The sequence below is a fragment of the Pseudomonas sp. TE6288 genome (assembly GCF_054062095.1).
This window is the reverse complement of record NZ_JBSSEW010000016.1, coordinates 131328-150192: the sequence shown is the minus strand read 5'-3', so window position 1 is coordinate 150192 and position 18865 is coordinate 131328. Positions and strand designations below refer to the sequence as shown.

Here is an 18865-nt window from a genome sequence, read left to right as displayed (position 1 = left end):
TATCATGGGCGATCATTTCGCTATCAACCTCAAATTGGCCTGCAGCCATTACCGCTCTATCTCCGAGGTTTGCCGGCAGCTGTCGATCAACCGGGCGCAGTTCAACAAGTACCTGAGCGGCCAGAGCCGCCCGACGGCCTACAACCTCAAGCGCATCGGCGACTTCTTCGGTGTGGAGGACTACGAGCTGGGCCTGCCGCCCGAGCAGTTCGCCCGCCTGATCGGCGCACGCAACCAGCAGCAGCCTGTCGGCCCCCAGGACGACCCCATCAGCGAGCTGTTCAAGCCACTGCATAAAGAAGCCGGCAACCTCTCGCGCTATTGCGGCTATTACTTCGAATACTCCAACTGCATGTCGGTGCCCGGTTCGATCCTGGTGTCGCTGGTGCACCTGTGGGAGGAGCGCGGCAGTTTCCTGTTCGAGCGCCAGGAGCGCCAGGAACGCAGCAGCGGCCTCGACCGGCATGCCGAGGTGCGCTGCCGCTACCTGGGCGCGGCGTTCCAGCTGCAGGACCGGATGTTCCTGATTGACTACGAGTCGCTGACCCTCAACGAGATGAGCCAGACCGTGCTCATCCCCAGCTTCAAGAGCCGTATCAGCCGCCTGAACGGCCTCAAGACCGGGGTTTCCAGCGGTGACCGGCGCAACCCGGCCTGCACCCGCGTGGTGTGGGAATACCTCGGCGAGGAGATCAACCGCATCAACGCCTTCCGGCAGATCAAGCTGTACCGCCCGGACGATCCGCGCATCGACGACGATATCCGCGACCGCCTAAGTGCGGGGATGATCAGCAACGGGTTGTTCGAGATCGAGTAGCCACCATCACGACCTGCTGGAGATTGCCCAGCCCTTCGACAGCGTCACCAGCGTGGGAGCGGGCTTGCCCCGCGATAGCGTCGGCACGACCAACGAGGGTCGCCCGATCAGACGCGATCGCGGGGCAAGCCCGCTCCCACGCAAGGACAGCAGCGCTCCACCGAATTCAATCGAGAATGAACGCCGCCACCGCGTCGGCCACCTGATCCGCCACCTGTGGCCGGTCACGCAGGTGCGCGGCGATGCCGTGGTCGCAGTCGGTGAGCATCAGGCATTCCACATGGGGCGCCGGCACCGAACGCAGCAAGGCGTGGGTGACCTCCTCGGGGATCGGGCTGTAGCGTTCGACACCCGCCAGGCGCCGGGTGCCGGCCGAGGTGCCGGGGCCCTGGCCGTGCACCTTGGAGTTGAGCCCGTCATATTCGCCGATCACCAGCAGCACCCGGCCCTGGAACTGACGTAGGAAGGCATAGCTGTCGCAGTCGAGGAACGCATAAGGCTTGCGGATCGCTTCGCTGAAGGCCGGCCCGAAGGGCGCGCAATGGGCTGCATCGGGGTAGACCGCCGGGCAGATCAGCACCAGCTTGCGCACGTTGGGGCGTTGGGCGGCCAGCTTGAGGGCGATGGCGGCGCCCAGGCTGTGGCCGACCAGGGTGTCGCTGCGCGCATCCAGATGCTGGTGGAAGCGCAGGGCTTCCTGCAGGTTGCTGGCCAACGACGCGTCCTTTGCACCCGGCTCGCTGGCCAGGCTGTGGCCGGAGAGGTTGCCGGTCAGCGAACCGATCCCCTGCTGTTGCAGGCGATAGAGCAAAGGGTTCAGGCGGGTGAAATCGGAGCGGGCGCCGCCGACCACGAAGACCGTGGGGGCGCACTCATGTACCGGGAGCAGCAGGCGGGCCTGTTGCCGATAACCGTCGAAAGCCTCGTCGATGAAGCGTTCCGGGCCGGGAGCGGGTTCGTCGTATTGCCATCTGGCGCGCAGCGCGGTGTTCGACTCGGCATCCATGTTGATCTCCTTGAACAGGCCATGCGCAGTATAAGTAGCTGTCGGCAAAGGCGGAACACCCGTCCGATCGGCGCCAATCGGCACGCGGTGCGCGCCAGGCCTTGCCTGGGTTGGACTTCCCCTGTCGGAAACAGCAAAATGAACCCTTTCCTCCATCGACCAGACCGGACCTGTTGACTCTATGCGTATGCGCCTGATGCTGTTGGGTGGTGGCAATGCCCTCGGGCAAGCGCTGATTCGTCTCGGGGCCGAGGAAGATATCGCTTTCCTGGCGCCTCGCCCTCCGGAAAACGGCTGGGATCCGGCCAGCCTGACCCTGCTGCTCGACGAGCAGCGCCCGCACACCGTGATCAACCTGGCCTACTACTTTGACTGGTTCCAGGCCGAGTCGGTCAGCGAGCAACGCCTGGCTCAGCAGGAGCGGGCGGTGGAGCGGCTCGCCGAGTTGTGCCAGCACCACGAGATGATCCTGGTGCAGCCGTCCAGCTACCGGGTGTTCGATGGCTCGCGCGCCACCGCCTACAGCGAGAAGGACGAACCGGTGCCGCTCGGCCTGCGTGGCCAGGCGCTGTGGCGCATCGAGCAGAGCGTGCGCGCCACCTGCCCGCAGCATGTGCTGCTGCGTTTCGGCTGGCTGCTGGATGAAAGCCTCGATGGCGCGCTCGGGCGTTTCCTGACCCGTGCCGAGCAGCCCCAGGAGTTACTGCTGGCCGATGACCGCCGCGGCAACCCGACACCGGTGGACGACGCGGCACGGGTGATCCTCTCGGTGCTCAAGCAGCTCGATTGCCAGGCGCCGCTGTGGGGGACCTACCACTACGCCGGCAACGAGGCTACCACGCCGCTGGTGCTCGGCCAGGCGATCCTTACCGAGGCCACCCAGTGGCGCAAGCTGGCCGTGCAGGCGCCCACCGCCCAGGCCCACGCCGCCCGCCCGGATGCCAGCGAGGAGCCGCAACACGCGGTACTGGCCTGCAAGAAGATCCTTCATACCTTCGGCATCAAGCCACGCGCCTGGCGCGCCGGCTTGCCGCCCCTACTGGACCGATTCTACCGACATGGCTGACGCCCCCATCCTGATCACCGGCGGTGCCGGCTTCATTGGCTCGCACCTGTGCGACGCGTTGCTGGAGAAAGGCTACGCGGTGCGTATCCTCGACGACCTGTCGACCGGCAAGCGCGACAACCTGCAACTTGGCCACCCGCGCCTGGAACTGCTCGAGGGCGATGTCGCCGATGCCGCGCTAGTGGCCCGTACCGCCAGTGGTTGCCAGGCAGTGGTGCACCTGGCCGCGGTGGCCTCGGTGCAAGCTTCGGTGGAAGACCCGGTGAAGACCCACCAGAGCAACTTCATCGGCACGCTGAACGTGTGCGAGGCGATGCGCCTGAACGGCATCCGCCGCGTGCTGTTCGCTTCCAGCGCGGCGGTGTACGGCAATAACGGCGAAGGCCTGTCGATTGCCGAAGACACCCCCAAGGCGCCGCTGACCCCCTATGCGGTGGACAAGCTGGCCAGCGAGCAGTACCTGGACTTCTACCGCCGCCAGCATGGCCTGGAGCCGGTGGTGTTCCGCTTCTTCAACATCTTCGGGCCACGCCAGGACCCTTCCTCGCCGTATTCAGGCGTGATCAGCATCTTCTGCGAGCGCGCCACCAGTGGCAAACCGATCACGGTGTTCGGTGATGGCGAGCAGACCCGCGACTTCCTGTTTGTCGGTGACCTGGTCCAGGTAATGGTGCAGGCGCTTGAGCAGCAGGCGGTGGAAGAGGGTGCGGTGAACATCGGCCTGAACCAGGCGACCTCGCTGAACCAGTTGCTCAAGGCGCTGGAACAGGTGGTGGGCGGTTTGCCTGCAATCAGCTACGGCCAGGCACGGTCGGGGGACATCCGCCATTCGCGGGCGGACAACTCGCGTTTGCTGGCACGTTTCGCATTTCCCGAGCCAACGCCGTTTGTCGAAGGCCTGGCCCGCTTGCTCGGCAAAGCTTGAGCCTCTCGCGGGGCTTGCCCCGCGATGACGTCACGATTGCCGGATCACCCGCCGCCGGCAATCCTCCGGCCCCAGCACCCGCCCGTCCCGCGCCCGCACCTGCAATGTCTCCAGCCCCTGGCCGCGATCGTCGACCAGCTGCGAGCGTGACTCTCCCGCCGTGAACAGGTAGCGCTCCCCCCATTGGCGCAAGCCGATCACGATCGGAAACACCGAACGGCCCTTTTCCGTCAGCGCATATTCCTTGTAGGCACTGCCATCGGACGCAGGCTGCTGTGCCAGCAGCCCGGCCTCCACCAGCAGTTTCAGGCGCGAAGCGAGGATGTTCTTCGCCAGCCCGAGGTTTTTCTGCAATTCGCTGAAGCGGCACGGGCCATCGAAGGCATCGCGCAGGATCATCAGCGCCCAGCGCTCGCCGAGCACCTCCAGGGCGCGGGCCACTGGGCATTGCTGGTTGTTCTCGTCGAGCATGAGGCGTTCCTTGAGTGTGATCTGGTTGCAGAATAAAACCATGTTTGCTAGAAATCCAGTTTCATGGTTTTAAATTGAAACCAGATTTGGAGAGATTGCTGATGCCACCGCTCACTCGCGGATTGACGCTGTTGTTGGCTACCGCCTGCGCCCTGGCCGTGGCCACGGTGTACCTCGCCCAGCCGCTGTTGGAGGCCATGGCCGCGAGCCTCGGCGTAAGCGCTGCGCGCGCCGGCCTGGTGGTGGGCATGACCCAGGCCGGCTATGCCTTGGGTCTGTTGCTGATTGTGCCGCTGGGCGACCTGGTTGATCGTCGCCGGCTGATTGTCGGCCAGTTGCTGGCATCGGCCGGCGCGCTGTTGGCCGTGGCGTTTGCCGTGGACTGGGCCATGCTGCTGGCGGCGATGGCCATGGTCGGCCTGGCTGCGGTGGTGGTGCAGGTGATGGTCGCGCATGCCGCCACACTGGCCACGCCAGCTCAGCAGGGGCAGGCGGTGGGGACTGTCACCAGTGGCGTGGTGCTGGGGATCCTGTCAGCGCGCTTGGTCTCGGGTGCACTGGCTGACCTGCTGGGCTGGCACGGCGTATACGTCGTGGCGGCGGGGCTGGCGTTGGCCATGGCGTTGTTGCTGGCCTGGCGCTTGCCTGCTGTCAAGCCGCAGGGGCCGAGGCAGCGCTATCGGGTACTGTTGGTTTCAGTGCTGCGCTTGTACCGGCATGACCGTCTGCTACGTCAGCGCGGTGTGTTTGCGGTGCTGATCTTCGCGGCGTTCAGCGTGCTGTGGAGCACGATGGTGTTGCCCCTGAGCGCCGCGCCCCTGGCTCTGGACTATACACAGGTCGGGCTGTTCGGCCTGGCCGGCGTGGCTGGCGCGCTGGCGGCGTCGCGTGCCGGGCGCCTGGCGGATCAAGGGCATGGCCGGCGGGTGAGCGGATGGGCGCTCGGGCTGTTGACGCTGTCATGGCTGCCCAGCGCCTACCTGGAGCAGTCATTGCTGGCGCTGTTGATTGGGGTGCTGATGCTGGACCTGGCCGTGCAGGCCGTGCATGTGACCAACCAGAGCCTGTTGCTGGCGGGGCGCGGCGAGATGGCCAGCCGGCTGATCGGTGCCTACATGTGCTGTTATTCGATCGGTAGCGGGGTGGGTGCGGTCTTGGCGACCTGGGTGTATGGGCAGTGGGGCTGGGTGGCGGTGTGCGGGTTGGGGGCGGGGATAAGCGCTGTTGCGTGGGGCTATTGGGGGTACCTGTGGTGGGGCGAGACGGCGCGGGGCAAGCCCGCTCCAGAAGGAACGGGCTTGCCTGCGGATCAGAACTTGTAGCCGATGCCGACCATGTAGACCCATGGATCGACGTCCACGTCGACCTTGGTCTTGCCGACGCCCAGGGCGCTCGGGCCATCAATGCTGGCCTTGGTGTCGATGTCGACGTACCAGACCGCGGCGTTGAGCAGCAGGTTGTCGGTGAGCATGTAGTCCATGCCCAGTTGGCCGGCGATGCCTACCGAGTCCTTCAGCTTCATGTTGCTGAAGCCCTGGGCCTTGCGGTTGCTGCTCAGGTCTTCATCGAAGAACATCGTGTAGTTGATGCCCACGCCAGCGTAGGGCTGGAATTTGGAGCTTGGCTCCATCGGGTAGTACTGCAGCGACAGGGTCGGAGGCAGTTGCTTGATGTCGGCCAGCTTGCCATCCAGGCCTGGGCCGAGGCCCTTGACGCCGACTTTGTGCTGGAATGGCGTGGCGGCCAGCAGTTCCAGGCCGATGTGGTCGGTGAGCATGTAGGCGAAGGCCAGGCCCAGCTGGGTGTCGCTGTCCAGGGTCGCCTTGGTGCCCGAGACTTTGGCGCCATCGAGCTTGATGTCACCGCTGCTTTCGTTCGGCGCGGTGGTGATGGCGCCGGCGCGGAGGATGAAATCCCCCGCCTGGTGGGCGTGGGCAACAGGGGCTGCGAGCGCCAACGCGACGAGCGAGGCACTGAGCAAGGACTTGTTCATGGAAGCTCCCAGAGGACGTGAGTAATCGAGTAGTCCAATGGTACGAAGCTGACTAAACAGAAAGTTTGACCCAGCTCAACGAAGCCTCTTCAAACGGGCGTGCACAGTTCTCACTTCAGCTCATAAGCGTAGATTTTCTCGGCTTCCATCTGGTAGCCCGCATCGGCTAGCTCGCTGCTGGACGCCTTGACCTGCATCGTGCCTTCGATCCAGTAGGGTTGATAGAGGTCTTCGATACGTACGCCCATCTCGCTGAAGATGTGCACGATCTGGTTCGAGGGTGGCGGTGGCACGTGGATGCAGGCGCCGTAGTAGGGCACCAGGAGGAACTCGGTGGTGCGGCCTTCGTCGCTGACCTCCAGCGGCACGATGTAGCCGGGGATCTTCACGGGCTGGCCGTCCAAGGCCTTTACCACCGGTGCGTTGGGTGCCTGCTGGCGCGCGGCGGGGGCGGCCTCGGCAGCCAGCGCGTCGCTGATCTGCGACAGGTCGTGCAGCGGCGTCAGCTGCGGCGGGATGATCGGCGCGCCCTCGGGGATCAGCGCGGGCCAGTCCAGTTCACGAGGTTCGGCGGCACACACCGTGGATGCCAGCAAAACCACTGCCAGTAACAGGTAATGCCAAGCAGTGGGGGCCTGCCTGTTGTCCATGGACGTCGCGGTCATGAAGGTTCTCAAAGATGAATCGACAGGCCATCGGCCAGCGACTGCCGGTAGGCACGCCAGGCTGGCACGCTGCCCATCAGCAGCGCCGCGCCAAGGATGATAGCCAGCAGCGTCCACTCATGGGCGCTTGGCCAGGCCAATGGCAGGTACAGCCCGTAGTTGGCCTGCACATAGCCCTGCGCCAGGGCAATGCCGGCATACAGCAAGCCAAGCCCGGCGGCGATGCCCGACAATGCCAGGGCCAGTGCCTCGAGCACCAGCAGCCCGGCGATATGCCAGGGACGGGCCCCCACCGAGCGCAGGATGGCCATTTCCCGGCGGCGTTCGTTGAGGCTGGTGAGAATCGCGGTGAGCATGCCGATCAGGCCGGTGAGCACGACGAACAACGACACCACGAACAATGCCTGCTCGGCCGTGCCCATCAGGCTCCACAGCTCCTGCAGGGCCACGCCGGGCAGGATCGCCAGCAGGGGCTCGGCACGGTACTCGTTGATCTCGCGCTGCAGGCTGAACGTGGCGATCTTGCTGTTGAGCCCGAGCATGAAGGCGGTGATGGCGGTGGGCTGCAGGTCCATGGCGCGGGCCTGCTCGGCACTGATGCGCCCGGCGCCACGGGCCGGGACGCCGTTGTGCCAGTCGATGTGGATCGCTTCCATCCCTGCCAGGCTGATGTGCAGGGTGCGGTCCACCGGGGTGCCGGTGCGTTGGAGCACGCCGACCACGGTGAAGGGCTTGTCGTCGTGCTTGACCAGGCTAATGGCGGCCACGCCGTGCGCCAGTACCAGCTTGTCACCCAGTTTGTAGTGCAAGGCCTCGGCGACTTCGGCGCCCAGCACCACTTCGAACGGATCGTCGGCGAACGCCCGGCCCTGGTCGAGTGCCAGGTGCTGGCGGCGACCGAACTGGTAATGGCTGAAGTAGTCGGCGCTGGTGCCCATCACCCGGTAGCCACGGTGCGAATCGCCCAGTGAAATCGGGATCGCCCACTTCACCCGTGGATCCTTGGCGTAATGCTCGTAGCTGTCCCAGCGGATGTTGTTGGTGGCATTGCCGATGCGGAACACCGAGTACAGCAGCAGATTCACCGACCCCGAACGGGCACCGACGATCAGGTCGGTGCCGCTGATGGTGCTGGCGAAACTGGCGCGGGCTTCGGTGCGTACCCGCTCGACGGCCAGCAGCAAGCACACCGACAGGGCGATGGCGAACGCGGTGAGCAGGGCGGTGAAACGGCGGTTGGCCAGGCTGGCCAGGGCAAGGCGAAGCAGGTACATCAGGCCTCCCGGGGCTTGGCGGCGCGATTGAGCTCGGCCAGGGACAGGTGGCGGTCGAACAGCGGCGCCAGGCTCTGGTCATGGCTGACGAACAGCAGGCTTGCGCCGGCGTCGCGGCATTCGTCGAACAACAGGCGGATGAACGCCTCGCGGGTGTCGGCGTCGAGGGCCGAGGTCGGCTCGTCGGCGATGACCAGCTCGGGCTGGCCGATCAGCGCCCTGGCCGCGGCGACCCGCTGCTGCTGCCCGATCGACAGGCTGTCGGCGCGGCGGGCGAGCAGGGCCGGGTCGTCCAGGCCCAGGTGGGCGAGCAACTGGGCAGCGGCCTGGTCGATGCTGCCATGGCGCTGGGCGGCGCGAGCGGCACGGCTTTTCGAGAAGCGGCAGGGCAGCTCGACGTTTTCGCGCACCGAGAGGAACGGCAACAGGTTGAACTGCTGGAAGATGTAGCCGGTGTGATCGACCCGGAAGCGGTCGCGTGCGCCCTGGCCCAAGGTCGCCAAGTCTTGGCCGAGCAGGCGGATGCTGCCCTGGCCTGGGCGGTTGACCCCGCCCAGCAGGCCGAGCAGGGTGGTCTTGCCACTGCCGCTGGGACCCTTGAGGAACAACGCCTCGCCGGGCTCCAGGCGAAACGCTGGGATCTCCAGCAGCGGCGCCTGGCCAGGCCAGGCGAACACCAGGTCATGCAGTTCGATCAGCGGCTGGCTCATTCAGAACTCGACCACGGCCTTGGCGGGGGTGGCTTCCACGCCTTTCTGGCCATTCGGGCCGATCAGTTGCACGTTGATCTTCTGGGTTTGCGGGAAGGTTTTGAACAGGCGGCCGAGGTCGATCTGGGTGAGTTTGCCCGGGGTGGCGCAGGTCAGCTGGTAATGGGCATTGATGTCGGCGTGCTGGTGCGCCTCGCCGCCAGCTTCGGGGGCATTACCGAACAGCGGGCTTTCCAGCTCCTGGGCCTCCTCCTTGCAACCGGCGGCCTGGGCGATGGCGAACAGCTTCAGGGGTTGTTCGAGCTGCTGGCGGGCGGCGGCGACCTTGGCTTTGTCGGCGTCGCTGCTGGCGGCGTGTTCGAAGCCGACCAGGTTCATCGCCGGGCTGTCCAGCGCCAGCTCGAGGACGTTGCCGTCGAGTACCGCGTTGAGCTTGGCCACGCCGTGCTCATGGGCACCGAGGGTGCCATGGGCGTGATCGTGATCGTGGTCATGGTCGTGATCGTCGTGGGCATGGGCCACGGCCAGGGGAAGCAGGGCGAAGGGCAGGGCGAGCAACAGACGACGCATGGACGGCTCCACAGGCGGCTTGGGATGAACTTGTGATGTTATAACAATTTTTATTTGCGCCGCCAGCCTGCCTGGCACAGGTTTCATGTTCGTGGGAGCATGGCGCAATCGAGCCTGGAAACAAGGAAATAATCGTGAGAATTCGTGGACAGATCGGCGAGTGGCCGGTGGACCTGACTGTCGAGCTGGAGCCGCATGAATGGGCGCAGCTGGGGCGTAGGCTGGATGCCCAGGCGCCGGTGGAAGCAGCGCCGGTCAGCGCCAGCCCGGCACCTCGACAGGATGACGGGCAGTGGGCGGCGGCGCGTGAAGTGCTGCGTCAGGCAGGGCAGATGGGTGGTCCGGAGCTGCTGGAGCGTCTGGAAGGTTTGGCCGGAAGCGTGGCGGCAGGCAAGCGGCTGCTGGTGCGGTTGCGCCATAGCAGTGAGGTGAAGGTGGAAAGTGGCGTGGATGCGCCGGTGTATCGCTGGGTGGGATGAGGGGCTGCATAGCAGCCCCAGCAGCCTCAGAACAACGCGGAAGAGAGCTTGCGGCGGTACACACTGACCAGCGGATGCTCGGTGCCCAGCAGCTCGAACACCTGTAGCAGCGCCTTCTGTGGCAGGCCGTTCTCGTAGGCGCGGTTGCGCTGGAACAGCTTCAACAGACCATCCATCGCGGCCTCGTACTGCTGGCGTGCCAACTGCTGGATGCACAGCTGGTAGGCTGCTTCGTCATCCTGCGGATTCTGCGCCAGGCGGCTCTTCAGCTCCGCGGCTTCCGGCAGGCTGGCGGCCTGGCGCAGGAAGGTCAGCTGGGCCTTGGCGCCGGCCAGTGCGGCCTTGTGCTCGTCGGTCTTGACCGCGTCGAGCACCACCTGGGCCTCGCCCAGCTCGCCGCGCTCGGCCAGGCAGCGGGCGTAGAGGATCAGCGCCTCGGCATTGCTGTTGTCTTCACCCAGCAGCACCTGCAGCAGGGCCTCGGCCTCGCTGAAGCGACTTTCGGCGAACAGCGCCTTGGCCTGCTCCAGCGGCGCGGCGGCGGGCGGCGCGGGCATCTGCACATGGGGTTCGAGCATGGCGCGGATGGCCGACTCGGGCTGCGCGCCGGCAAAACCATCGACCGGTTGACCATCCTTGAACAGCACCACGGTCGGCAGGCTGCGGATGCCGAACTGGGCGACGATCTGCTGCTCGACGTCGCAGTTGATCTTGGCCAGCAGCAACTCGCCCTGATAACCCTCGGCGATCTTCGCCAACAGCGGCATCAGTGCCTTGCACGGCGCGCACCATTCGGCCCAGAAGTCGACCAGTACCGGCTTGTGGAAGGAGTTCTCGATGACCAGTTGCTGGAAGTTGGCATCGGTGGCATCGAAGATATAGGGCAGGTTCTGGTTAACTGGCGCTTGGCTCATCGCAACTCTCGCAAATCCGTGAATGCCCCCACTATAAGGGCTCGCGGCTGGCGTGGTACAGGCTGACGCGGCGGAATTCGTGCGGCTCGGCCAGATCCGGCAGGGTCAGCGCTTCCAGCACGCCGAGCGGGCGGTACAGCGGATGGCTGAAGTCACGCACCCGAGAGTCGGCCACCAGTGCCTGGCGGCCACGGCTGAGGAATGCGTCCAGCAACGGCAGGTTGGCGCGGTCGTACAGTACATCGGCGACCAGAATCAGGTCGAAGCGGTCGCCCTCGGCGAAGAAATCGCGGCTGTAGCCCAGCGTCACGCCGTTCAGTGCGGCGTTGGCGCGGCAGGCGTCCAAGGCCAACGGGTCGAGGTCGCAGGCCACTACTTCCAGCGCGCCGGCCCGGGCGGCGGCGATTCCGGCGATGCCGGAGCCGGCGCCGAAGTCCAGCACGCGCTTGCCACGCACCCAGTGCGGCTGCTCGGCCAGGTAGCGCGCCATGGCCAGGCCACTGGCCCAGCAGAAGCTCCAGTAGGGCGGATCTTCGAGAATGCGCCGGGTTTCCTCGCTGCTGAATGCGCGATCCATGTTCTGGTCGTCGATCAACCAGAGTTTCAGATCGCATTCGGGCAGTTCGCTGACGATCAGGCGCGCTTCGCCGATCAGGCGGCTCAAGGCCTGTTGCAGGGCCAGCGGGGTCATCTACGGTGCCTTTTCGAAACGCAGCGGGCCGGTGGCCTGGGTCTGGGCCTGGGCGATGCGCACCGGCGGCAGGTGCAGGATCAGTTGCCCGGAGCGGCTGGCGCGGCCACGCAGTTCGACCCGCGCGCCGGCAGGGAAGGCTTCGGGGTTGAAGCGCAGGCGGTAGGGCAGGGCCTGGCCGGTGCCGCTCAGGGTACTGCTGGCCAGCAGTTGCTGTGGGCGGCCGCGCTCGTCGATCACCAGCAGGGCCAGCTCCACATCGGCACCTGCCGGGATTTCCATCAGGGTACCGCTCAGCTCGCGCTGGTAGGCCGGCAGCGGGCCCAGGGGTTCGGTCTTCTTCGCCACCTTGGCCGGCACCGGCGCCGGGGCCTGTTCCGGCTTGGGGCGGTCGCTGCCGCAGGCGGCGAGCAGGGCGGCGCAACACAGCACGACGAGCGCTCGAGGGTACATGGGGTCGTCCTTCACGGGCAGATTTGCATGGATGGTAAACCCTTTGGCTTGTCTTGCCAGTGCAATGCGCTACCATGGCCCTCCCTTTTTTTTGTTGCCTGCCACCATGCACTGTCCGTTTTGCGGCGCCAACGACACCAAGGTCATCGACTCGCGCCTGGTCGCCGAGGGCGAACAGGTGCGTCGCCGTCGCGAGTGCGTCGCTTGCGGCGAACGTTTCACCACCTTCGAAACCGCCGAGCTGGTGCTGCCGCGGCTGATCAAGCAGGACGGCACGCGCCAGCCCTTCGATGAGGACAAGCTGCGGGCCGGCATGCAGCGCGCGCTGGAAAAGCGCCCGGTCAGCGTCGAGCGCCTGGAAGCGGCGCTGGCGCACATCAAGAGCCGCCTGCGTGCCACCGGCGAGCGTGAAGTGAAATCGCTGGTGGTCGGTGAGATGGTGATGGCCGAGCTGCGCAAGCTCGACGAAGTGGCCTACATCCGATTCGCCTCGGTCTACCGGCGTTTCCAGGACCTCGACGAATTCCGCGAAGAAATCGACCGCCTGGCCCGCGAGCCAGCCAAAGAGTAAGCATGTCCAGCCAAACCATTCTCGACGCCCACTACATGGCCCGGGCCGTGGAACTGGCCCGCAACGGCCTGTACAGCACCCACCCCAACCCCCGCGTGGGCTGCGTGATCGTGCGCGATGGCGAGGTGGTCGGCGAGGGCTGGCATGTGCGTGCTGGCGAGCCGCACGCCGAGGTTCACGCCCTGCGCCAGGCCGGCGAGCGCGCCCTAGGCGCCTGTGCCTACGTCACCCTCGAGCCCTGCAGCCACCATGGGCGCACGCCGCCGTGCGCCGAAGCCCTGGTCAACGCCGGGGTGGCGCGGGTGGTGGTGGCCATGCAGGACCCCAACCCGCAAGTGGCCGGCAATGGCCTGCGCCGTCTGCGCGAGGCCGGCATCGAGGTCGCCAGCGGGGTGCTCGAAGCCGAGGCCCGCGCCCTCAACCCAGGCTTCCTCAAACGTATGGAGCACGGCCTGCCATTCGTGCGCGCCAAGCTGGCGATGAGCCTGGACGGTCGCACTGCCATGGCCAGTGGCGAGAGCCAGTGGATCACCGGCCCCGCCGCCCGTGCCGCGGTCCAGCGCCTGCGCGCCCGGTCCAGCGTGGTGCTGACCAGCGCCGAAAGCGTGCTGTTCGACAACGCCCGCATGACCGTGCGTGGCGAAGAACTGGGCCTGGATGAGGCGTTCACCGCCCTGGCCGTGTCGCGCCCGCCGCTGCGCGTGCTGATCGACGGGCGCCTGCGCCTGCCACTGGACGCGCCGTTCTTCCAGGCCGGCCCGGCGCTGGTGGTGACCGCCGCCGGCGAGGACCCTCGTTATGCCGCCGCCGGCCATGAGTTGCTCGACCTGCCCGGCAGCGACGGCCGCGTCGACTTGCCGGCCCTGCTGCGGGTGCTGGCCGGGCGCGGCGTCAACGAAATCCTCCTGGAAGCCGGCGCCGGCCTGGTCGGCGCCTTCGCCCGCCAGGGCCTGGTCGACGAGTACCAGTTGTTCGTCGCCGGCACCTTCCTCGGCTCCGATGCCCGTCCGCTGCTGGACTGGCCGTTGTCGAAAATGAGCGAGGCGCCGCGGCTGAAGATTACCGACATGCGCGCGGTCGGCGATGACTGGCGAGTCACTGCCATCCCCCTGCCGGCCCCCGGCGTATAATGCCTGGCTTGCTTCGCGCAGCCCGTACTTGAGGAGAACAGCATGTTCACCGGCATCATCGAATCCATCGGCACCATCCGCAGCCTCACCCCCAAGGGCGGTGACGTGCGTGTCTATGTCGAGACCGGCAAGCTCGACCTGGCCGACGTCAAGCTTGGCGACAGCATCGCGGTCAACGGCGTGTGCCTGACCGCCGTCGAGCTGCCCGGCGACGGCTTCTGGGCCGACGTCAGCGTCGAGACCCTCAAGCGCACGGCCATGGTCGACCTCAAGAGCGGCAGCCGGGTCAACCTGGAAAAGGCCCTGACCCCGACCACCCGCCTGGGCGGCCACCTGGTCAGCGGCCACGTCGACGGTGTCGGCGAGATCGTCTCGCGCGCCGATAGCGCCCGCGCCATCCAGTTCCGCGTGCGTGCGCCCAAGGAGCTGGCCAAGTACATCGCCCACAAGGGCTCGATCACCGTCGACGGCACCAGCCTGACGGTCAACGAAGTCGATGGCGCCGAGTTCGAGCTGACCATCGTCCCGCACACCCTGTCCGAAACCATCATGGCCGACTACCGAGCAGGGCGTCGGGTGAACCTTGAGGTCGACCTGCTGGCCCGTTACCTGGAGCGTCTGCTGCTGGGCGACAAGGCCGCCGAGCCGAGCAAAGGCAGTGGCATCACCGAAAGCTTCCTGGCCGCCAACGGCTTCTTGAAATCCTGATTGAGAAGGGGGTGCCGCGTGGCGCTCAACAGCATCGAAGAACTGGTCGAAGACATCCGCCAGGGCAAAATGGTCATCCTCATGGATGACGAAGACCGCGAGAACGAAGGCGACATCATCATGGCAGCCGAATGCTGCCTGCCCGAACACATCAATTTCATGGCCAAGCACGCCCGTGGCCTGATCTGCATGCCGATGACCCGCGAGCGCTGCGAAACCCTGAAGCTGCCGCTGATGGCGCCGCGCAACGGTTCGGGCTTCGGCACCAAGTTCACTGTGTCGATCGAGGCCGCCGAAGGCGTCACCACCGGCATCTCCGCCGCCGACCGCGCCCGTACCGTGCAGGCCGCCGCGGCCAAGGACGCCAAGGCCGAGGACATCGTCAGCCCTGGGCATATTTTCCCGCTGATGGCCCAGCCCGGCGGCACCCTGGCTCGCGCCGGCCATACCGAGGCCGCCTGCGACCTGGCGCGCATGGCCGGTTTCGAGCCAAGCGGGGTGATCTGCGAGGTGATGAACGACGACGGCACCATGTCGCGCCGCGCCGAGCTGGAAGTGTTCGCTGCCGAGCATGGCTTGAAGATCGGCACCATCGCCGACCTGATCCACTACCGCATGATCCACGAGCGCACCGTGCAGCGCGTGTCCGAGCAGCCGATCGAGAGCGAGCTGGGCGAATTCAACCTGGTCACCTACCGTGACGCGGTGGAAGGCGACGTGCACATGGCCCTGACGCTCGGCAAGATCTGCGCCGAAGAGCCGACGCTGGTGCGGGTGCACAACATGGATCCGCTGCGCGACCTGCTGCTGGTCAAGCAGCCGGGGCGCTGGAGCCTGCGCGCGGCCATGGCCGCGGTGGCCGAGGCCGGCAGCGGCGTGGTCCTGCTGCTGGGCCACCCGCTGGACGGCGACGTGCTGCTGGCGCACATCCGCGAAAGCGCGGGCGATGCGCAGCCCAAGGCACCCACCACCTACAGCACCGTCGGTGCCGGTTCGCAGATCCTGCGCGACCTCGGTGTGCGCAAGATGCGCCTGATGAGTTCGCCGATGAAGTTCAATGCGATATCCGGATTCGATCTGGAAGTTGTAGAATACGTGCCCTCCGAGTGACTTGAGGCGGCCTGATCGCCCTTAAGCTCGAGTCAAAACCCTCCCGAGGCCGCCACAGCGCGGCCTCGCTCTTGAAGATGAGAACTCCGGAATGACCCTGAAGACCATCGAAGGTACCTTCATCGCCCCCAAAGGTCGCTATGCTTTGGTGGTTGGCCGCTTCAACAGCTTCGTCGTCGAAAGCCTGGTAAGCGGTGCAGTCGATGCCCTGGTACGCCACGGCGTCAGCGAAAGCGACATCACCATCATCCGTGCCCCGGGCGCGTTCGAAATCCCGCTGGTGGCACAGAAAGTCGCCCAACAGGGCGCTTATGACGCGATCGTCGCCCTGGGCGCGGTGATCCGTGGCGGTACCCCGCACTTCGAATACGTGGCGGGCGAGTGCACCAAGGGCCTGGCCCAGGTGTCCATGGAGTTCGGTGTTCCGGTGGCCTTCGGCGTACTGACCGTCGATTCCATCGAGCAGGCCATCGAGCGTTCCGGCACCAAGGCCGGCAACAAAGGTGCCGAAGCTGCCCTGTCCGCTCTGGAAATGGTCAGCCTGCTGGCGCAGTTGGAGGCCAAGTGATTAGCGACGAAAGCGATCGTTTCAACCCGCGCGATCCAAAACCCGCGGATGCCGGCAAGCCCTCGAAGAGCGCCAAGCGTCGCGAAGCCCGCAAGCTCGCCACGCAAGCGCTCTACCAGTGGCACATGGCCAAGCATTCGCTGAACGAGGTCGAGGCGCAATTCCGGGTCGACAACGATTTCACCGATATCGACGGCGCCTACTTCCGCGAGATCCTGCACGGGGTCCCGGCGAAGAAGGCCGAGATCGACGAGGCGCTCAAGCCTTGCCTGGACACGCCGCTGGAAGAGCTCGACCCGGTCGAGCTGGCCGTGCTGCGCCTGTCCACCTGGGAATTCATGATGCGCGTCGACGTGCCGTACCGCGTCGTCATCAACGAAGGTGTGGAGCTGGCGAAGGTGTTCGGCGCCACTGACGGCCACAAGTTCGTCAACGGCGTGCTCGACAAGCTGGCTCCGCGTCTGCGTGAGGCGGAAGTCAAGGCGAACAAGCGCTGATCGCGGCGCTGACGAGCCATGGGTGAGTTCGAGCTGATCCGTCATTTCTTCGCCGCAGCGCCCTGTGCGCAGGGCGGCGAGGGCGTGGCCCTGGGGATCGGCGACGACTGTGCCCTGCTGAACCTGCCTGCCGGCGAGCAGCTGGCGATCTCCACCGACACGCTCGTGGCCGGTGTGCATTTCCCCGCAGTGTGCGACCCGTTGCTGCTCGGCCAGCGTTCGCTGGCCGTGGCGGTCAGCGACCTGGCGGCCATGGGCGCCACGGCCATCGGCTTCACCCTTGCCCTCACCCTGCCCCAGGTCGGCGCGCAATGGCTTGCCGGCTTTGCCGACGGCCTCGGCCGCATGGCCGCGCGCTGCGGTATCAGCCTGATTGGTGGCGACACTACACGCGGCCCGTTGAGCATCACCGTGACCGTGTTCGGCCGGGTGCCGACCGGCCAGGCGCTGCGTCGCAGCGGCGCGCAGCCGGGCGACCTGCTGTGTGTCGGTGGTTTCCTGGGCAACGCGGCGGGGGCCTTGCCGCTGGTGCTGGGCGAACGCGAGGCGGCTGCCGATGTGGCCGGGCCATTGCTCGAGCATTACTGGTCGCCCTTGCCGCAACTGCAACTGGGCGAGCGCCTGCGCGGCCTGGCCACGGCGGCGCTGGATATTTCCGACGGCCTGCTGGCCGACTGCGGGCATATCGCCAAGGCGTCCGGCGTTGCGCTGCAGGTGAACCTGGCGCAGGTCCCCGTGTCTGCTCCTTTACAGGCTTTGCTCGGTAGAGAAGCGGCCTTGCATGCAGCGCTCACCGGTGGTGACGACTACGTGCTGGCGTTCACCGTGCCGGAAAGCGCACTGACCGCCCTGGCCCGCGAGGTGCACGTCATCGGTCGTGTACTGGAAGGCCAGGGCGTGACCTTGCGTGACCCGCAAGGCCAGGACATCACCCCCGTGCAGCGGGGCTATCAACATTTCAGGGAGACACCGTGACCGACCACCCCAACCAGGTGCCTGCGGAGTTCGTTCCGCCTTCGGTCTGGCGCAACCCGTGGCACTTCATCGCCTTCGGCTTCGGCTCGGGCACCCTGCCCAAGGCGCCGGGGACCTGGGGTTCGCTGGTGGCGCTGCCGTTCATCCCGTTGTGGCAGATGCTACCCGACTGGGGTTATTGGCTGTTGCTGGGCATCAGCATGCTGTTCGGCGTGTGGTTGTGCGGCAAGGTGGCCAACGACTTGCGCGTGCACGACCACGAGGGCATTGTCTGGGACGAGATCGTCGGCATGTGGATCACCCTGTGGCTGGTGCCGGAAGGTTGGCAGTGGCTGCTGGCGGGGTTCCTGATGTTCCGCTTCTTCGACATCCTCAAGCCGTGGCCGATCCGCTGGGTCGACCGCCATGTGCATGGTGGGTTCGGCATCATGCTCGACGATATCCTGGCCGGCGTGTTCGCCTGGCTGGGCATGCAGGTTCTGGTGTGGGCGGTGGCCTGAGACAGGGAGCGTTGCAATGGGCCTGAAGGCTGTGGTGCTGGCATCGATGCTATTGGTCGCGGGACCGGGTGCGATGGCCCAGGAGGTGCCGGCGCAGGTGCGTCTGGTCAGCGAGGCGTGGGTCGACTACACCAATGCCGATGGCAGCGGGCTGGCCTGGGACGTGTTGCGCAAGGTGTTCGAGCCGGCCGGGGTCAAGGTCGTGGTCAAGAGCGCGCCCTACAGCCGCGCCGTCGGACTGGTGAAACGCGGCGAGGCGGATGCCTGGGTAGGCTCCTACAAGGAAGAGAACGCCGACAACCTGTACCCGCAGTGGTACTTCGACCAGGACCATATCTATGCCTTGGGCCTGGTCGACAAACCGGTGCCAACGCTCGAGACCATCGGCCAGTACCGGCTGGCCTGGGTGCGCGGCTACGACTACGCCAGCTATCTGCCCGAGGTCCACAACTTCCGCGAGATCCAGCGGCGCGAGGGCATCCTGCCCATGCTCGAACATGACCGGGTCGATTTCTACATCGATGCGCTCGCCGAGGTCGACTACGTGCTTGGCCAGGCGCCCGATGCCACGCGCTTTCGCCGCACCCACGTCGCCGAGCTGCCGTTGTATCTGGCCTTCGCCCACAGCGAACAGGGCAAGGCCCTGCGCGACCTGTTCGACCGGCGCATGGAGCAACTGGTGCGCAGCGGCGAGCTGAAGCCGATCTTTGAGCGCTGGAAGCAGCCTTATCCGTTTACGGATGATCACCTGCCTCATCAATAAATGCCCCGC

At 66.2% G+C, this 18865-nt stretch carries 24 protein-coding genes; 14 read left to right on the top strand and 10 right to left on the bottom strand.

Annotated features, from left to right (window positions below; translation table 11 throughout):
- Positions 1-4 precede the first annotated feature (4 nt).
- Complete coding sequence (locus ACVWY1_RS18355) at positions 5-817, top strand: helix-turn-helix domain-containing protein (protein ID WP_023632678.1); 813 nt, start codon at positions 5-7, stop codon at positions 815-817.
- A gap of 166 nt (positions 818-983) precedes the next feature.
- Here the strand turns inward: ACVWY1_RS18355 and ACVWY1_RS18350 are convergent, their stop codons facing one another.
- Positions 984-1823, bottom strand: a complete 840-nt coding sequence (locus ACVWY1_RS18350; protein WP_277502585.1) for an alpha/beta hydrolase — start codon at positions 1821-1823, stop codon at positions 984-986.
- Positions 1824-2004: 181 nt separating this feature from the next.
- On the opposite strand from ACVWY1_RS18350, the gene ACVWY1_RS18345 reads away from it, so the two are divergent.
- Positions 2005-2889, top strand: a complete 885-nt coding sequence (locus ACVWY1_RS18345) for a sugar nucleotide-binding protein (protein WP_038707252.1) — start codon at positions 2005-2007, stop codon at positions 2887-2889.
- Positions 2882-3814 (top strand): NAD-dependent epimerase/dehydratase family protein, encoded by a 933-nt coding sequence (locus tag ACVWY1_RS18340; RefSeq protein WP_457378601.1) that lies wholly within the window; start codon positions 2882-2884, stop codon positions 3812-3814. Before ACVWY1_RS18345 ends, ACVWY1_RS18340 begins: the two co-directional genes overlap by 8 nt.
- A 30-nt stretch (positions 3815-3844) precedes the next feature.
- Here the strand turns inward: ACVWY1_RS18340 and ACVWY1_RS18335 are convergent, their stop codons facing one another.
- Positions 3845-4285, bottom strand: coding sequence for a winged helix-turn-helix transcriptional regulator (locus ACVWY1_RS18335; protein ID WP_102684374.1), 441 nt, complete (start codon positions 4283-4285; stop codon positions 3845-3847).
- 98 nt (positions 4286-4383) lie between these two features.
- Here ACVWY1_RS18335 and ACVWY1_RS18330 point away from each other — a divergent pair, with 98 nt between their 5' ends.
- On the top strand, positions 4384-5607 hold the full coding sequence (locus ACVWY1_RS18330) for an MFS transporter (RefSeq protein WP_277505533.1): 1224 nt from the start codon (positions 4384-4386) through the stop codon (positions 5605-5607).
- Here the strand turns inward: ACVWY1_RS18330 and ACVWY1_RS18325 are convergent.
- From ACVWY1_RS18325 to ACVWY1_RS18305, 5 genes are all read right to left on the bottom strand, one after another.
- Positions 5595-6278, bottom strand: coding sequence for an OmpW/AlkL family protein (locus tag ACVWY1_RS18325; RefSeq protein WP_046857328.1), 684 nt, complete (start codon positions 6276-6278; stop codon positions 5595-5597). The two genes, ACVWY1_RS18330 and ACVWY1_RS18325, sit on opposite strands and share 13 nt — an antisense overlap.
- Before the next feature lie 110 nt (positions 6279-6388).
- Positions 6389-6943, bottom strand: a complete 555-nt coding sequence (locus tag ACVWY1_RS18320; protein ID WP_371918107.1) for a DUF3299 domain-containing protein — start codon at positions 6941-6943, stop codon at positions 6389-6391.
- Between the two features lie 8 nt (positions 6944-6951).
- On the bottom strand, positions 6952-8217 hold the full coding sequence (locus tag ACVWY1_RS18315; protein WP_110704223.1) for an ABC transporter permease: 1266 nt from the start codon (positions 8215-8217) through the stop codon (positions 6952-6954).
- Positions 8217-8927, bottom strand: a complete 711-nt coding sequence (locus tag ACVWY1_RS18310) for an ABC transporter ATP-binding protein (protein ID WP_046857325.1) — start codon at positions 8925-8927, stop codon at positions 8217-8219. Before ACVWY1_RS18310 ends, ACVWY1_RS18315 begins: the two co-directional genes overlap by 1 nt.
- Positions 8928-9497 carry a DUF2796 domain-containing protein gene (locus ACVWY1_RS18305; protein WP_102683830.1) on the bottom strand — a complete coding sequence of 190 codons (570 nt, stop codon included), beginning with the start codon at positions 9495-9497 and terminating at the stop codon, positions 8928-8930. It lies immediately after the preceding gene.
- Positions 9498-9631: 134 nt separating this feature from the next.
- On the opposite strand from ACVWY1_RS18305, the gene ACVWY1_RS18300 reads away from it, so the two are divergent.
- A complete protein-coding gene (locus ACVWY1_RS18300) occupies positions 9632-9976 on the top strand; it encodes a hypothetical protein (RefSeq protein WP_277502589.1) in 345 nt (114 codons plus the stop codon).
- A 26-nt stretch (positions 9977-10002) separates the two neighbouring features.
- Here ACVWY1_RS18300 and trxA read toward each other — a convergent pair whose 3' ends face one another.
- Genes trxA through ACVWY1_RS18285 form a run of 3 tightly spaced genes read right to left on the bottom strand, consistent with a single transcriptional unit; the run spans position 10003 to position 12034 of the window.
- Entirely contained in the window at positions 10003-10890 is an 888-nt protein-coding gene (gene trxA / locus ACVWY1_RS18295) for a thioredoxin (protein ID WP_198754399.1), read from the bottom strand.
- Positions 10891-10921: 31 nt separating this feature from the next.
- Entirely contained in the window at positions 10922-11581 is a 660-nt protein-coding gene (locus ACVWY1_RS18290) for a class I SAM-dependent methyltransferase (protein WP_277502591.1), read from the bottom strand.
- Complete coding sequence (locus tag ACVWY1_RS18285) at positions 11582-12034, bottom strand: YbaY family lipoprotein (RefSeq protein WP_110704211.1); 453 nt, start codon at positions 12032-12034, stop codon at positions 11582-11584. It abuts the gene before it with no gap.
- Between the two features lie 106 nt (positions 12035-12140).
- On the opposite strand from ACVWY1_RS18285, the gene nrdR reads away from it, so the two are divergent.
- The 9 genes from nrdR (at position 12141) to ACVWY1_RS18240 (ending at position 18856) form a co-directional block, all read left to right on the top strand.
- Positions 12141-12605 carry a transcriptional regulator NrdR gene (gene nrdR / locus ACVWY1_RS18280; RefSeq protein ID WP_009685710.1) on the top strand — a complete coding sequence of 155 codons (465 nt, stop codon included), beginning with the start codon at positions 12141-12143 and terminating at the stop codon, positions 12603-12605.
- A gap of 2 nt (positions 12606-12607) precedes the next feature.
- The gene (ribD, locus tag ACVWY1_RS18275; RefSeq protein ID WP_277502595.1) at positions 12608-13735 is read left to right on the top strand and encodes a bifunctional diaminohydroxyphosphoribosylaminopyrimidine deaminase/5-amino-6-(5-phosphoribosylamino)uracil reductase RibD; all 1128 of its coding nucleotides are present in this window, start codon (positions 12608-12610) and stop codon (positions 13733-13735) included.
- A gap of 42 nt (positions 13736-13777) precedes the next feature.
- Positions 13778-14443 (top strand): riboflavin synthase, encoded by a 666-nt coding sequence (locus ACVWY1_RS18270; RefSeq protein ID WP_102683825.1) that lies wholly within the window; start codon positions 13778-13780, stop codon positions 14441-14443.
- An 18-nt stretch (positions 14444-14461) separates the two neighbouring features.
- Positions 14462-15553 carry a bifunctional 3,4-dihydroxy-2-butanone-4-phosphate synthase/GTP cyclohydrolase II gene (gene ribBA / locus ACVWY1_RS18265; protein WP_038707258.1) on the top strand — a complete coding sequence of 364 codons (1092 nt, stop codon included), beginning with the start codon at positions 14462-14464 and terminating at the stop codon, positions 15551-15553.
- 91 nt (positions 15554-15644) lie between these two features.
- On the top strand, positions 15645-16121 hold the full coding sequence (ribH, locus tag ACVWY1_RS18260; RefSeq protein ID WP_023631199.1) for a 6,7-dimethyl-8-ribityllumazine synthase: 477 nt from the start codon (positions 15645-15647) through the stop codon (positions 16119-16121).
- A complete protein-coding gene (gene nusB / locus ACVWY1_RS18255; protein WP_023631200.1) occupies positions 16118-16618 on the top strand; it encodes a transcription antitermination factor NusB in 501 nt (166 codons plus the stop codon). Before ribH ends, nusB begins: the two co-directional genes overlap by 4 nt.
- 18 nt (positions 16619-16636) lie before the next feature.
- The gene (gene thiL, locus ACVWY1_RS18250; RefSeq protein WP_277502596.1) at positions 16637-17593 is read left to right on the top strand and encodes a thiamine-phosphate kinase; all 957 of its coding nucleotides are present in this window, start codon (positions 16637-16639) and stop codon (positions 17591-17593) included.
- Positions 17590-18093 (top strand): phosphatidylglycerophosphatase A family protein, encoded by a 504-nt coding sequence (locus tag ACVWY1_RS18245; RefSeq protein WP_023632630.1) that lies wholly within the window; start codon positions 17590-17592, stop codon positions 18091-18093. Before thiL ends, ACVWY1_RS18245 begins: the two co-directional genes overlap by 4 nt.
- Before the next feature lie 16 nt (positions 18094-18109).
- Positions 18110-18856: a substrate-binding periplasmic protein gene (locus ACVWY1_RS18240; RefSeq protein ID WP_277502600.1), complete on the top strand. Its 747-nt coding sequence runs from the start codon at positions 18110-18112 to the stop codon at positions 18854-18856.
- Positions 18857-18865: the final 9 nt, after the last annotated feature.